The sequence below is a fragment of the Arthrobacter sp. HMSC06H05 genome (assembly GCF_001807395.1).
GTDB classification, from domain to species: Bacteria; Actinomycetota; Actinomycetes; order Actinomycetales; family Micrococcaceae; genus Pseudoglutamicibacter; species Pseudoglutamicibacter albus.
In genome coordinates this window covers 29,403-44,653 of sequence record NZ_KV788976.1, presented here as the reverse complement: position 1 = coordinate 44,653, position 15,251 = coordinate 29,403, and the positions used below count along the sequence as shown (strand labels likewise).

The 15,251-nt window shown below is 60.5% G+C and carries 12 protein-coding genes; 8 read left to right on the top strand and 4 right to left on the bottom strand.

The features are described from left to right. Positions 1 to 229: 229 nt before the first annotated feature. The 6 genes from HMPREF3160_RS02600 (at position 230) to HMPREF3160_RS02575 (ending at position 8,092) form a co-directional block, all read left to right on the top strand. Entirely contained in the window at positions 230 to 2,263 is a 2,034-nt protein-coding gene (locus HMPREF3160_RS02600; protein ID WP_070506948.1) for a M13 family metallopeptidase, read from the top strand. Positions 2,264 to 2,379: 116 nt separating this feature from the next. Further along, on the top strand, positions 2,380 to 3,915 hold the full coding sequence (gene lysS / locus HMPREF3160_RS02595; protein ID WP_070506945.1) for a lysine--tRNA ligase: 1,536 nt from the start codon (positions 2,380 to 2,382) through the stop codon (positions 3,913 to 3,915). A gap of 2 nt (positions 3,916 to 3,917) precedes the next feature. Next, positions 3,918 to 4,145, top strand: a complete 228-nt coding sequence (locus HMPREF3160_RS09970) for a hypothetical protein (RefSeq protein ID WP_070506943.1) — start codon at positions 3,918 to 3,920, stop codon at positions 4,143 to 4,145. Positions 4,146 to 4,263: 118 nt separating this feature from the next. Then, positions 4,264 to 4,563, top strand: coding sequence for a histone-like nucleoid-structuring protein Lsr2 (locus HMPREF3160_RS02585; protein WP_035757283.1), 300 nt, complete (start codon positions 4,264 to 4,266; stop codon positions 4,561 to 4,563). A 143-nt stretch (positions 4,564 to 4,706) separates the two neighbouring features. Further along, on the top strand, positions 4,707 to 7,346 hold the full coding sequence (locus HMPREF3160_RS02580) for an ATP-dependent Clp protease ATP-binding subunit (protein ID WP_070506940.1): 2,640 nt from the start codon (positions 4,707 to 4,709) through the stop codon (positions 7,344 to 7,346). A 173-nt stretch (positions 7,347 to 7,519) separates the two neighbouring features. Next, positions 7,520 to 8,092, top strand: a complete 573-nt coding sequence (locus HMPREF3160_RS02575; RefSeq protein WP_070506938.1) for an amino-acid N-acetyltransferase — start codon at positions 7,520 to 7,522, stop codon at positions 8,090 to 8,092. An 82-nt stretch (positions 8,093 to 8,174) separates the two neighbouring features. On the opposite strand, the gene HMPREF3160_RS02570 is transcribed toward HMPREF3160_RS02575, so the two are convergent. Then, entirely contained in the window at positions 8,175 to 9,209 is a 1,035-nt protein-coding gene (locus HMPREF3160_RS02570) for an HhH-GPD family protein (protein ID WP_141739799.1), read from the bottom strand. A gap of 49 nt (positions 9,210 to 9,258) precedes the next feature. Here HMPREF3160_RS02570 and HMPREF3160_RS02565 point away from each other — a divergent pair, with 49 nt between their 5' ends. Continuing rightward, a complete protein-coding gene (locus HMPREF3160_RS02565) occupies positions 9,259 to 9,996 on the top strand; it encodes a DUF4834 family protein (RefSeq protein WP_035757288.1) in 738 nt (245 codons plus the stop codon). Positions 9,997 to 10,026: 30 nt separating this feature from the next. Here the strand turns inward: HMPREF3160_RS02565 and disA are convergent, their stop codons facing one another. From disA to HMPREF3160_RS02550, 3 genes are all read right to left on the bottom strand, one after another. Beyond that, positions 10,027 to 11,121, bottom strand: a complete 1,095-nt coding sequence (disA, locus tag HMPREF3160_RS02560; protein WP_256173838.1) for a DNA integrity scanning diadenylate cyclase DisA — start codon at positions 11,119 to 11,121, stop codon at positions 10,027 to 10,029. Positions 11,122 to 11,281: 160 nt separating this feature from the next. Further along, positions 11,282 to 12,676 (bottom strand): DNA repair protein RadA, encoded by a 1,395-nt coding sequence (gene radA, locus HMPREF3160_RS02555; RefSeq protein WP_035757291.1) that lies wholly within the window; start codon positions 12,674 to 12,676, stop codon positions 11,282 to 11,284. Positions 12,677 to 12,773: 97 nt separating this feature from the next. After that, positions 12,774 to 13,919 (bottom strand): FUSC family protein, encoded by a 1,146-nt coding sequence (locus HMPREF3160_RS02550; RefSeq protein ID WP_035757294.1) that lies wholly within the window; start codon positions 13,917 to 13,919, stop codon positions 12,774 to 12,776. 178 nt (positions 13,920 to 14,097) lie between these two features. Here HMPREF3160_RS02550 and HMPREF3160_RS02545 point away from each other — a divergent pair, with 178 nt between their 5' ends. Next, positions 14,098 to 15,213, top strand: a complete 1,116-nt coding sequence (locus tag HMPREF3160_RS02545) for a phosphate ABC transporter substrate-binding protein PstS (RefSeq protein WP_035757297.1) — start codon at positions 14,098 to 14,100, stop codon at positions 15,211 to 15,213. The last annotated feature ends 38 nt before the right edge of the window (positions 15,214 to 15,251 follow it).

The window sequence follows — 15,251 nt, the reverse complement described above, 5'->3', positions numbered from 1 at the left end:
GTGGGAGAGTAGGACACCGCCGAACACACTTCACGAACGTGACAGGAGAAGAGACCGATTATCGGTTCCGCTTGAGCCACCCCACCACCACCGGCTCGCGACCGATAGCCCCTTTCGGTTCTTCTCCTGTCACTTTTTCTTTTAAAGAGGCACACGAACACCAACACATCATCCACAACCCGCCGCTTCACTTTGGAGCCCGTACCCGGCGCCCGGTAGCGTTATATACATGACCGCTACAGCTAACACCGACATCGAAGCCACCGACGTGCCGCGTCCACAAGACGACCTGTACCGTTGGGTCAACCACGAATGGCTCACCAGCAACGAGATCCCATCCGATCGTGGATCCTACGGTGTCTTCCACGAACTACGCGACCGCGCAGAAGCAGACGTGCGGAACATTGTCGAAGAAGCTGTAGCACGCCACCATCAACGCCAAGCCAACAACGGCAGCAGCAATACCGCCGAAAGCAACGGCGGCAACACTGCCGATAGCAGCGACGAAGAAGCCGCGCGCGACGCCCGCATCGCTGGCCTATGGGACTCCTTCATGGAGGAAGAACGCATCGAAGCGCTCGGAACCAGCCCCGTGGGCGACCTGCTGGAGAAAATCGACAACGTCCACGACGTCGAACACCTTATGAAGCTCGCAGGAGAGTTCGCGATCGTTGGGATCGAGGCGTTCTTCAGCATCGGCGCCTCCAACGACGCCAAAGACCCAGAGGTAAACCTCTTCACGATCCTCCAAGGCGGCATCGGCCTACCAGACGAGGCATACTACCGCGAAGACGCCTACCAGGACATCCGGGAGGCTTACCACGCTCACATCGAGCGGATGCTGACCCTCTTCGCATACCCAGACCCAGCAGGTACCGCTATCCGCATCTTCGATCTTGAAACAGCGATCGCCAAGCACCACTGGGACATCGTGAAAACCCGCGACGCCCAAGCCCGCTACAACAAGATGAACAGCGACGAACTGCTCGAGCTGGCCCCGCTGTTGCGGAACTGGTTTGACGGCTCACGCATCTCAGAAAAATACTGGTCCGTTGTAGACGTGTGGCAGCCAAGTTTCCTCGAAGGGCTCAACAAAGAGCTCACCGAACAACCCCTTGAGGCATGGAAGGAACTGCTCGCGTTCAACGTGATGCGCGCACGCGCCCCGTACCTCAATAAAGACGTCGTGACCGAAAACTGGTCCTTCTACTCCCACACCCTCGGCGGGGCCACCGAACAGCGCGAACGCTGGAAACGCGGCGTTGCGTTCGTCGAATCCGGCGTGGGCGAGGACATCGGCCAGATCTTCGTGGCCGAACACTTCCCGCCGGCAGCGAAAGAACGGATGGACCATCTTGTCGACCGTCTGATTGAGGCATACCGCACCTCGATCACCGGGCTGGACTGGATGGGTGAAGACACCCAGAAGCGAGCACTCATCAAGCTCGAGAAATTCCGCACCAAAATCGGCTACCCGAACGAATGGATCGACTACAGCACCCTCGAGGTCGACCCCGAAAACCTGGCGGGCAACGTCGCAGCGATCGCCCAATTCACGCTCCAGCGCGAGCTGAAGAAGATCGAGGACGGTGTGAACCGTGAACTGTGGTTCATGTATCCACAGACCGTCAACGCCTACTACCACCCGCTGCTCAACGAAATCGCGTTCCCTGCAGCGATCCTGCGGCCACCGTTCTTCGACCTCAACGGCGATGACGCAACCAACTTCGGTGCGATCGGCGCGGTGATCGGCCACGAAATCGGGCACGGCTTTGACGACCAAGGCTCCCGCTTCGACGGCGACGGAACCCTCACCGACTGGTGGACCGAAGACGACCGCAACGCCTTCGAAGCCCGCACCAAGAACCTGGTTGAACAATACGGGGCACTCGTCCCGCCAGAAGCGCCGGAGCACACCGTCAACGGTGAGCTGACCCTCGGTGAGAACATCGGCGACCTCGGCGGCCTCGGAATCGCCCATAAGGCTTACCTCGCCGAAATGAAGGCGACCGGCCGCGACCCCGAGGAAGAGACCGACGGGCTGAGCGGCAACCAGCGCTTCTTCACATCGTGGGCAAGGGTGTGGGCGAGCCTCACCCGCCCAGAGTCCATGGTCACCATGGTCTCGACCGACCCGCACTCACCAACCGAGTTCCGGGCCAACCAGACCGCCCGCAACGTGGACGCCTTCCACGAAGCGTTCGGCACCGAAGAAGGCGATGGAATGTGGCTGGCACCCGAAGAACGCGTCAGCATCTGGTAGCCAGTTAGCCGGCAGACTCACGCCCGCCTTGAGTTCCGGTCAGCGACTGGGTTCTATACAGCGCAGTGTTCTGTACAGCGCTTTGAGTTCTATCTAGCGCAGAGGTGCCAGCTAGAATGGTGGGCGTGACTGCCAACGCTAACTCTTCTGAAACGACATCGACCGTTGACAACCGTGACCAGCGCGCCGTGCGCCTGGCCAAGCGTCAGGAAATCCTTGACTCCGGTAAGCAGGCGTACCCGGTACGGGTCCGCCGCACCCATTCACTGGCGACCGTGCGCGAATACTGGGCGCATCTTGCAAGCGGTGAAGAAACCGACGATGTGGTTGGTGTCGTGGGGCGCGTTGTGTACCAGCGCAACACGGGTAAGCTCTGCTTCGCTACCCTCCAAGAGGGCGGCGAAGACGGCTCGACCGTGCAGTTGCAGGTCATGATTTCGCTCGCGGAGGTCGGTCAGGAAGCGCTTGAAGACTTCAAGCACCTCGTTGACCTTGGCGACCACGTGTTCTTTGAAGGACGCGTGATCTCATCCCGCCGCGGGGAACTGTCCATCATGGCTCAGCGGTGGCAGATGGCCTCCAAGGCGCTACGTCCGTTGCCTGTTTTGCACGCTGACCTCAACGAAGAAACCCGCGTACGTCAGCGTTACGCAGACCTCATCGTGCGTGAAGAAGCGCGCCAGATGATCTATAAGCGGGCCGCAGTCACCCGCGCGATCCGCCGCGTACTCGATTCCCACGGCTATGTGGAAGTCGAAACGCCGATGTTGCAACTCATCCACGGCGGCGCCGCGGCGCGTCCGTTCGAGACGCACCTGAACGCGTTCGATCAGGACATGACGTTGCGTATCGCGACCGAGCTGTACCTCAAGCGCACCGTGGTGGGTGGGGTGAACCGCGTCTATGAGATGGGCCGTATCTTCCGCAACGAAGGTGTGGATTCGACCCACTCGCCTGAGTTCACGACACTCGAGTTCTATGAGGCGTACGCGGATCAGTTCGTGATGGCCGCACGCCTCAAGGAGATCATTCTCGCCGCCGCCGAGGAAATCGGTTGCGGCCTACAGATCCCGGGACCAAACGGCACCACGATCGATCTTTCCGGTGAATGGGCTTGGGTGAGCGTCTACCCGGCGCTATCTGAAGCTGTGGGCCGCGAGATCACCCCAGAAACCGGCATCGACGTGTTGAAGGAAGTCGCTGCTGAAAAGGATGTGGCCTGGGATGAGAACTGGGATGAGCAGAACGCCGTGATCGAGCTGTTCGGGGAGATCGTCGAACCAACCCTGATCAACCCGACGTTCGTCTACGACTATCCGCCGGCAGCCCAGCCGCTCGCACGCCAGCACCGCTCCAAGGACGGTGTCATCGAAGCGTGGGACCTCATCATCGGAGGTATGGAGCGCGGCACCGCGTTCTCCGAATTGATCGACCCGGTGATCCAGCGGGAACGCCTCACGCATCAGTCCGAGCTCGCCGCAGGTGGCGACCCCGAAGCGATGCAGCTCGATGAAGACTTCCTGCGTGCACTCGAATACGGTGCGCCACCGATGGGCGGCACCGGCCTGGGTGTGGACCGCCTCGTCATGCTGTTCACCAACGTAGGCATCCGCGAGACCATCCTCTTCCCGCTGCTGAAACCGGAGGCATAGCCATGGCCGAAATCTGGGACGCCATTTACCCATACGTTTCAGTACTGTTGCCGACCATTACCCTCGCCCTTATTTTCTGGTGGGTTATGCGCTCGATTGTCAACGCCGACCGCCGCGAGCGTGAAGCCGCAGCTAAGGGCAAAGAGCGCACGGACGCGCGGTTCGAAGACGCCGTTGAGAAGCGGATGAAAGAAATCGAATCCGAAATGGCTGCTAAGAACCAAAAATAGCGAAAACCCGTCAGAAAATATCTGACACCCTCAACGGCGTAGCGTAGTATTTTTATTCGAAGCTTATTTTGATGACCTTTCAATTTAAGCGAACTCAATAATGAGTGGAGAAGTATTTATGGCACGCCAAGTTCAAGTCACGCTGATCGACGATATCGACGGCACGCCAGCAGAATCGACGGTTTATTTCGGCCTCGAAGGCATGCACTACGAAATCGACCTTTCCCAAGACAACCTCAACAAGCTACGGGAATTCTTACGCCCCTACATCAAAGCCGGCCGCCGCTCCGCGCCGCACTCATCCGATGAAGCAGCGCGCATCCGCGCATGGGCCAAAGAAAAAGGCTACGACGTCTCCGACCGCGGACGCCTCAGCCACGAGATCATCGTGAAATACCGCGAAGCACACCGCAGCTAAGGCGTCCACAGACTTCGAAGCCAAGGCACAGACTTCTGCTATCTGCGTACACGGTCACAAACTGTTCACCTGATGGTGAACACAGACCAATCAACTGCTTTCGATGCGTAGCATCGGAAATAAGTCATTAAAGGAGTGTGCGCATGTTCGAACGTTTCACGGACCGTGCCCGTCGTGTTGTGGTGCTCGCCCAAGAAGAGGCGCGCATGCTCAACCACACCTACATCGGCACCGAACATATCCTGCTCGGCCTCATCCACGAAGGTGAAGGCGTAGCAGCAAAAGCCCTGGAATCCCTCAACGTGTCACTCGGAGCGGCACGCGAACAGGTCCAGGAAGCCATCGGTCAAGGCTCGCAAGCGCCAACGGGACACATCCCCTTCACCCCGCGCGCCAAGAAAGTCCTCGAACTTTCCCTACGTGAAGCCCTCCAACTGGGCCACAACTACATCGGCACCGAACACATCCTGCTCGGCCTCATCCGTGAAGGCGAAGGCACCGCAGCCCAGGTACTCGAAAGCCTCGGCGCCGACCCACAAGCCGTACGCCAAGAAGTCATCCAACTCATCTCCGGCTACCACTCCTCCAAGGAACCAGCCGGAGCCGGCGGCGGCTCCCGCGACCAGAAAGACGGAACCCCGTCCGGTTCCGCCGTCCTCGACCAGTTCGGCCGCAACCTCACCGCCGCAGCACGCGAGAACAAACTCGACCCCGTCATCGGGCGCGAACACGAGATGGAACGCGTCATGCAGGTCCTTTCTCGCCGCACCAAAAACAACCCCGTGCTCATAGGTGAGCCAGGCGTCGGTAAGACCGCGGTCGTTGAGGGGCTCGCGCAAGCGATCGTGCGCGGCGATGTGCCAGAGACCCTCAAAGACAAGCACCTCTACACGCTTGACCTGGGTTCCCTCGTGGCTGGCTCCCGCTACCGCGGTGACTTCGAAGAACGCCTCAAGAAGGTCCTCAAAGAGATCCGCACCCGCGGCGACATCATCCTGTTCATCGACGAAATCCACACCCTCGTCGGTGCCGGCGCCGCCGAAGGCGCGATCGATGCCGCGAGCATCCTCAAGCCGATGCTCGCCCGCGGTGAACTCCAGACCATCGGCGCAACCACGCTCGATGAATACCGCAAACACATCGAAAAAGACGCGGCACTGGAACGCCGCTTCCAGCCGATCCAGGTACCGGAACCATCGGTCGAGCTCACCGTCGAAATCCTGCGCGGCCTACGCGATAAATACGAGGCACACCACCGCGTATCCATCACCGACGAAGCGCTGCAGTCCGCAGCCCAGCTCGCCCACCGCTACATCTCCGACCGCTTCCTGCCGGACAAGGCCGTCGACCTCATCGACGAAGCCGGCGCCCGCCTGCGCATCCAGCGCATGACCGCCCCGCCAGAGCTCAAAGAGATGGACCAGAAAATCGCGGAAATCCGTCGCGAAAAAGAATCCGCGATCGACGCCCAAGACTTCGAAGGAGCGGCCAAGCTCCGCGACGAAGAGCAGCGCCTGATCACCGAGCGCCAAGAAAAGGAAGCCGCATGGAAGAACGGCGACCTCGACGAAATCTCTGAGGTCACCCCAGAGGTCATCGCCGAAGTCTTGGCTTCCTCGACCGGCATCCCGGTTGTGCAACTCACCGAAGAAGAGTCCACGCGACTACTCAACATGGAAGAGGAACTGCACAAGCGCGTCATCGGCCAGGACGAAGCGATCAAGTCGATCGCCCGCTCGATCCGCCGCACACGCGCCGGCCTCAAAGACCCGAACCGTCCAGGCGGCTCGTTCATCTTCGCAGGCCCAACCGGTGTAGGTAAGACCGAGCTCGCTAAAGCGCTCGCCGAGTTCATGTTCGGTGACGAGGACGCCCTCATCACCCTCGACATGTCCGAATACGCAGAGAAGCACACCGTTTCCCGCCTGTTCGGTGCGCCTCCGGGCTACGTCGGGTACGAAGAAGGCGGTCAGCTGACCGAAAAGGTACGCCGCCGCCCGTTCTCGATCGTGCTGTTCGACGAGGTTGAAAAGGCCCACGCTGATCTGTTCAACTCGCTACTGCAGATCCTCGAAGATGGCCGCCTGACCGATTCGCAAGGCCGCGTGGTCGACTTCAAGAACACGATCATCATCATGACCACCAACCTCGGTACCCGGGACATCTCCAAGGGCGTGATGACCGGCTTCCAATCCACCACCGACGTCCAAACCGGTTACGAACGCATGCAGGCCAAAGTCCAGGAAGAGCTACGCCAGCACTTCCGGCCAGAGTTCCTCAACCGTGTTGACGACATCGTAGTCTTCCCGCAGCTGCAGCACAGCGAGATCGTCCAGATCGTGGACCTGTTCACCAACCGGCTTGCCGAACGGCTCGTCGAACGTTCGATCTCGCTGTCCGTCACGCAACCTGCACGCGACCTGCTCGCAGACCGCGGCTTCGACCCAGCGATGGGCGCCCGCCCACTACGTCGCACCATCCAACGCGACGTCGAAGACCCACTGTCCGAGAAGATCCTCTTCGGAGACCTGCTGCCAGGCCAGACCGTTGTTGTAGACGTCGAAGGCGAAGACGACGCTCGCAAGCTGACCTTCACCGCAGTCGACGGGCCAGACCAGCTCGAAGGCAAACCAACCCCAGCCGCGATCCTCGCCGGCTCCACCGAACCAACCGGCTCGGAAGAGACCGGTTCAGGATCTGACTCCGGTTCGGGTTCAGGCGAGTCAGGCTCGGGTACTGGCGAGTCAGGCGCCGGCCGCCACGCCTACAGGCCAGGCACCTAGCGCATCGAACGCATGAGTGAGCTGTGCCCCGCGTCCCGTGAGGGAAGGGGGCACAGCTCAGTCAGTTAACAGGGCATAGCCTTAGCAGGGCCTAGTCATAATACGGCCCAGTCATAACTGAGCGCAGCCTTAACAGGCCTTTATATTGAGGCCACCAAACTACGATGGACACCATGGCAACCCCAGCAACACACAACCCCAACGCGATCACCGTCCGGCCAGCGCGCTCACAAGACGTGAAATTCATCCGAGACCTCGTACGCCCATACGCCGAACAGCGGATCCTGCTGGAAAAAGAAGCCGTCGCCTACTACGAATCCTTACAAGAATTCAGGGTCGCCGAAGACGCCGACGGGCGCATCATCGGTTGCGGAGCCTTCCACGTCATGTGGGAAGACATCGGCGAAATCCGAACACTCGCCGTCCACCCAGACGCCGCCGGACGCGGATGCGGCGCAATGCTGCTGGAACACCTACTCCAAGACGCCAGAGACCTCGGCATCCACCGGGTCTTCTGCCTCACATTCGAAGTCGAATTCTTCAAAAAACACGGATTCGAAGTCATGGACCAACAAGACGCCGTAGCCCCCGAAGTGTTCCAAGAACTCCTCCGCTCACCTGACGACGGCGTCGCCGAGTTCCTCGACCTCGCACGCGTCAAACAAAACACCCTCGGCAACACCCGGATGATCACCTCGCTCAAAGACGTCGAAGAACGAATCACCCCGCTCATGAGCCAAGATTAAGGTGCGCCAGGGCTGAGCTGCGCCGGAATTGAGGGGTGCGGGGCATATATCCACGCTCTCAGCGGTCGCCGCCGGAAGCCACCTAGCCGGGAAGTGACACCTCACCGTAAGTAGTCAGCACCGCCAGCCCATCCTCAATAAGTCCGCGGGCGCACGAAGCCCGCTGCGCATCGTCGGCACCAAGCAAAGCCAACTGAGCCAAAGCAGAACGCAAATGCGCCTCCGCGACTTCCTGCGCGGCCCCCTCCGCACCATCACGCGTAACGAGCACACCGTACGGAACCGGGCCATCGGACTCCCGTAAAACCGCCATCATCCGGCCACGCACCTGCCGGTCCGTCCCATGCCACGCCTGCCCACGCGGAACGTAATCCGCTGCCGGCTTCCCTGCAGCAACCCACGCACACACAGACTCCACCGGGCACTCACCACACCGCGGATCCCGGGCCGTGCACACCAGCGCACCCAACTCCATCGAGGCCGCATTCCACGTATTCGCCTCAGCGACCTCCGCAGACGTGAACGACGCATCCGCCGCATCCCCCGCCTCATTCGGGTGAGCCGGCATCAATGCTTGAGCCTCACGATACTGCGCCCGAGTCATCGAAGGCCCCGGCAGCGCCTTAGCGTGAAAAGCGCGACCCACAACCCGGCGAATATTCGTATCAACCACGGTCGCCGGGACCTGGTATGCGAAACACGCGACCGCCGCGGCCGTGTACTCGCCGATACCGGGCAGAGAAAGCAGGGTCGGAAGATCGCGGGGAACCACGCCAGCGTGCTCCGTGACGATCGCCTGTGCACAAGCATGTAAACGCAACGCACGGCGCGGATAGCCTAAGCGACCCCAAGCGCGCAGGACCTCACCGGCGGGCTCAGCCGCGAGATCATGCGGGGTAGGCCAGCGTCGCATCCACTCCTCCCACACCGGCTGAACCCGCACCACCGGGGTCTGCTGCAACATGATCTCCGAAACGAGGATGCTCCAGGGGCTCGCCTCAGGACGGCGCCACGGAAGGTCACGGCCGTGGGCTTGGAACCATTCGTTGACGCGTGCGCGGACCACGCTGGCGGAGGGCATTGTGGGGTTTGGGTTGTGGGTGGACACGTGTGTCATCATACGGCGGCTAGCTCGTCAGGGATGGTTAGCCGATTATCCTGGAGGCATGGCCACCGAGAACCAGAAACCGTCTGCAGCCACGTATCGACGTCGCCGTATTGTGGCACTGATTATTCTGCTGATCCTCCTCACCTTAATAACCTTGGGCATCGTGAGTGTCGTTAAATGGGTTTCCGGAGTCTTCGGTGGAGGCAAAACCCAAGCGCAAGAACAAAGTCAAGAACAAAGCCAGCAGCAGCAAGCCGCGGAAGGCTCGAAACAGTCGGGCGAAGAAAATAGCAGCACTGGCGATGCTAAAGATAAGAACACTGGTGATGCCGAAGATAATAAGAGCACTGGTGATGCTAAAGATGAGAAAGAGGGGGAGGGGCGGCCCAGCCCTCGGCCCGACGGCAGCCAAGAATGCGCGGACGGCGACATCAAAGTCAGCGCAGCAACCGACAAGAAATCCTATGGCGCGGGTGAAAACCCCGTACTGATCCTCAAAATCAAAAACACCGGTGACGTCCCCTGCACCATGAACGTCGGCACCAGCCAACAAGAGTTCGTGGTGACCTCCGGCTCCGACCGAATCTATTCGACCCGTGACTGCCAAAAAGACGCAGAAGACATCAAGCTCAAGCTTGAAAAAGGCAAAGAGGAAAACGCCCGTTTCACGTGGAACAGAGTACGGTCCCTGCCCGAATGTCAACCGATTTCAGCAAAACCGCTACCAGGTACCTACAAACTCAAAGTCAGCCTAGGCTCCAACGAATCCGAACCGGCCGCGTTCCTGCTGAAGTAGCCACCGCGCCAGCCTCCGCATGCCGGCGGGTCAGCGGTAGCGTTCCAACAGACTGTCTTCGGCGAAACGGCTTAGCCCTTCTCGTACGCTGCGGGCGCGGCTTTCGCCGACCCCTTCAATCTCTTGTAGCTCATCGACGTTCGCGGCCATGAGCTCCTGCAGGCCATCGAAACGCTGAACCACCCGCTCCACAAGATGCTGTGGCAACGAAGTAATACCGGACAGCAGCCGGAAACCGCGCGGCTCAACATGACGGTCAAGATCCGAGGCGCCCTCCGGGAAACCCAAAAGCATCGCGATCTGCCCAAGGTCCACCAGATGCGGAGAGTCCATGGCAGCAAGTTGTTGCTCTACCTGGTTGATGTCCACAAGCGTCTCACCGATACCGGCACGGCGTGCCGCGTTCGCGTAGTCCCGCAAAACAACCGAAAGCGACGGCCCAGCGCCCGTGCTGAGCTCTTCAAGGTGCAAATCAACGAGCCGCCCGTTAACACCTAGTTCAAGGATGTCGTCACGGATCTCCTCTGAAATGCGGCGCACCATCTCAAGCCGCTGGAGCACCATCGCGACATCGCGCACCGTGACAACGTTCTCGATCTCCTGATTCGATAACGCGTTCGTCACCTCAACCAGGCGTGCCTTATACCGCTCCAGGGTCGAAAGCGCCTGCGTTGCCCGCGCAAGGATCGTCTCAGAACCCTCAAGCTGGTGGCGCTGCCCATCAACATAGATGGTGATGGTGTTCATCGACTGTGATACCGCGATCACCGGATAGCCGGTCTGAACCGAGGTTTGCTCTGCCGTGCGGTGCCGGGTTCCGGTCTCCGTCGCGGGAATTGTCGGGTCAGGAACCAGGTGGATTCCGGCATGCAGGATGCGGGTGACATCCCGGGAGACGATGATCGCGCCATCCATCTTGGCAAGCTCCCGCAGCCTAGTCGGAGAGAACTCGATATCGATCGGGAAGCCGCCGGTGATCAATTGCTCAAGCCCGCGGTCGAAACCCAGCACGATGAGCGCGCCGGTGCGGCCGCGCACAATCCGTTCAAGCCCGTCGCGCAACTCAGTGCCGGGCGCGAGCCTGATCATCGTCTGCCGCAGAGCCTCAGCCTGCTCAGGCCGCAGGTCATCGGCCCGGTAGTGCTCGGCTCGCACATGTTCTGAATAACGAGGCGTCACGTGGGTTGGGTACCTTTCACATCGCGATGCGCAGCCCCGAGCCAGCGGAGCGCGCACGAACATTCATCTTTATTCTAGAAGCGCTCGCCGGCGGATGGGGCCTCATTTAGGATGAGCCGGCCGGTGTGAAACCTGCTAAATGTAGAGCTTCCGCGAGGCTCGTTACGGTCCTGACTTCCATTCCGTCAGGGATTTTCCCGGGCCCGTTGGGGGAGGTGGGGACGATCGCTCGCTGATACCCCAAACGGTGCGCTTCAGCGATGCGCCGGTTAACATCCTGTACCGCACGCACCTCGCCTGCAAGACCGACTTCACCGAACACGATCATGCGTTGGTCCAGAGGGTGGTTCGCTACCGCCGAGGCCACGGCGAGGCACGCCGCAAGGTCGATTGCGGGCTCAGTCAACCGGACACCGCCCACGGTTGCTACGAAGCAATCTGTCTGGCCTAAGGCGAGCCCTGCTCGGGATTCCAAGATAGCTAGCAGCATCGAGACCCGGGAAGAATCGAGGCCGGTTGTACTACGACGCGGTGACGGCGTGGTCGCCGCCGTCACTAGCGCCTGGACTTCAGCGATGAGTGGGCGGCGGCCTTCAACGGTCACGGTGAGGCACGTGCCGGCAACGGGTTGGATGGTGCGTGTACGAAACAGCCCGGACGGATCGGCTAGCCCCTCGATACCGGAGTCAGTCAGGTCGAAGCAGCCGACCTCATCGGTGGGGCCGTACCTGTTCTTGACCGCGCGTAGAAGCCGCAGGCGTGAGTGTTTCTCGCCTTCAAACTGACACACCACATCCACCAGGTGCTCAAGTAGACGCGGCCCGGCGATGGTGCCTTCCTTGGTCACGTGCCCCACAACGATTGTGGTGATGCCTTTAGTTTTAGCGGTACCGATCAACGCGGACGCGACTTCACGCACCTGTGAGACCCCGCCCGCTGAACCGGAAACCTCGGCAGATGCCAGGGTTTGAACCGAATCCACGATCAACAAGTCCGGCTCAATCTGTTCAACCTGGCCCAACGCGGTCCCCAGGTCTGTTTCCGAGGTTAGATACAGATCATCCGAGATGGCTCCGATGCGCTCAGCCCTCAACTTCACTTGCGCGGCGGACTCTTCACCCGAGATATAGAGGACCTTCAAACCAGAACGGGCAGACCGTGCCGCCGCATCGATCAACAGGGTCGACTTACCCACGCCAGGCTCCCCGGCGAGCAGAATCACCGCGCCTGGAACCAAGCCTCCACCTAAGACCCGGTCGAATTCACCCACGCCAGTAGCCCGATGCACCGCCGGCTGCGAATCGATGTCAGCGATTTTCTGAGCCGGCTTAGCCGCTGAACGCACCTGAGTCAGCTGACCCAGCTCAGGGCCAACTTCTTCAACAGATCCCCACGTCCCGCACTCAGGGCAACGACCAACCCACTTGATGGTCGCCCACCCGCACTCCTGGCACCGAAACTCACTCGACTTTCGGGACGCCTTTTTCCCGGAAGAACTCATGCCCCAACCCTACGCAGATACCCTGACACTTTGTTCACGCAGGCCCGCTCCGCCAAAGCATCCCGCCACAGCAGCAACCCCGCCGCAACAACGCACGCTAGATGCGGGGCAGGTATTCCGATGCGGCGTCGCGCGGGACTCCGGTTGCGTGCAGAATATCCACGGCAGTAGGCCGCAACAGCATAATCAGCGTGGTCAACTGCATGGTCTCGGCACGCCACGAGGCCGCATCCAAGTCGCCCACGACCTCCTCCATGATCGAGCGGGCACGGCGCCGCATCATGTTCGCAGACCCCGTTGAGGTCTCCGCTGCCGAGTTCGCCAAAGCGTTCATCGCATCAGCGAACCCCTCAAACAGAGTGTGTAAGCGTTCCCGTTGTTCCGCATCGGGCGCCAAGGTGTTCAAAAGCCCCGCGGCACGCCGAGCCACCACGTTGAGCCCACGCAGAATCAGGTCAGCAACCTCCAAAAGCTGCTCCTGATCACTCAACTCATGACGGTGCCGCCGCCCCAAAACACTCAACTTCGCGTAATCGTTGGAGGTCTTGATCTCTTGCCGCGCCTGATCAACCAGCGTGCTAGCGTTACGCACCCGCACCAGCGTGTGCCACGCGGCCTGCGAATCTGAACGCTCAAGCGCTTCACCCAACTCACGGAAACACTGACTGACCTCCCGCAGCAGGCCCGAAAGTTTCGCCGCTGGCGCTCGCCGTGGGTCGCGTGGCCACATCAGCATCAAGAGTAGGCCCACGGTGCCGCCGATGATCGCGTCGATGGATCTGGTGAACGGGCCGCCGTAGGGGATGGGTAGCAGCACAACCAGCAGGGATTGGACGCCGAGTTGGGTTGCGAAGATCACGCCGGGGTCAAGGAAGCGTGCAAGCACGAGGGAGAGGAACACGACGATCGCGGCCTGCCATACGCCCCTGCCCAACAGCGTCATCAGCACGTCGCCTAACACGATGCCGAGCGTGCACCCGAGCGCGACCTCAAGGGTTCTGCGCAAGTGGGATGATGTCGCGAAGCCGAGCACGATGAGGGCGCTGGTTGCGGCGAAGATCGGTTGTTGGTGGCCGAGCACTTTTTCTGCGAACCAGAAAGAGAACACTGACCCGACTGTCGCGAAGATGATCCGGGTCATGGAGATCTGTACCCGGCGGAGGCCACCTTTGAGGCGGGCCTTGAGGTGGCGCATGGCTGCGCTCGATGCGCGGGGTAGCTTCCGCTTGCTGCGTGTGCTCATCCCGCGCACCTCCTTACACCCAATGTGATCAATATCTATCCTCCATTCTTACACCACCCCAAATAGTTCACCTGTTGTTCACATAAGGCCACAGGTTCCGTTACCTTGCGTGGTTAGCGTCTAGAGCGTCGCCGCAAAACCGCGGCACTCGCCTCCCCAGGAATGAAAGAGAAAGACCGTGCAGATTAAGCACTTCGGCCGTACGGCTGCAATCCTGTCCATCGCGGCCCTGGGCCTCACCGCATGTGGCCAGGCAAACAACACTTCCGGCTCCTCGGACAAAGACTCCGGCAACGGCGACGCCAAGCAGGTTTCCGGCACCCTTTCCGGTGCTGGCGCTTCCTCGCAGGAATCCGCTATTGGCGCATGGACCGCTGGTCTGAAGGAATCCCAGAAGGACCTCAACGTCCAGTACAACCCAGCTGGTTCCGGTGCTGGCCGTAAGGCATTCCTCTCCGGCCAGGCTTCCTTCGCAGGCTCCGACGCTTCCATCAAGGAAGAAGAAGTTGCTGACGCAGAGAAGATGTGCGGCCCAGAGGGCGCAATCAACATCCCTGCATACATTTCCCCAATCGCGATCGTCGTGAACCTCGAGGGCGTTGACGAGATCAACCTCGATGCCGAGACGCTGGCGAAGATCTTCGCTGAGGACATCACCACCTGGAACGACCCAGCGATCGCCGCACTCAACGAGGGTGTTGACCTTCCAGACACCAAGATCATCCCAGTGCACCGCGCTGACAAGTCCGGTACCACCGACAACTTCACCGATTACCTCGCTGAGAACGCTAAGGACGCTTGGCCAGCAGGTAACGTCGAAGAGTGGCCATCCGACCTCGGCGGCGAAGCGGCACAGGGCACCTCCGCACTGGTTGGTGTTGTCCAGAAGAGCAACGGCGCTATCGGCTACGCCGACAAGTCCGCAGCTGGCGACCTGACCCTTGCGAAGATCAAGGTCGGCGAGAACTTCCAGGCCCCAGAGGAAGAAGCAGCAGCTAAGTCTGTTGAAATCTCGGACCGCGTTGAAAGCAAGAACGAGAACGACATGGCTGTGCGCATCAACCGCACCTCCACCGAAGAGGGCACCTACCCACTCGTCCTTGTCTCCTACCACATCTACTGCTCCACCTATAAGGATCAGTCGACCGTGGACATGGTCCAGGCATGGGGCCACTACGTGGTCAGCGAAGACGGCCAGAACGCTGCCCAGGCAGCTGCTGGCTCCGCACCAATGACCGAAGCAATGCGTAAGGACGCCGAAAAGGCAATCGACGCCATCAAGGTCGCCGAGTAACGCATACCTGTGACGGGCGGCCGGCTTGAATGCCGGCC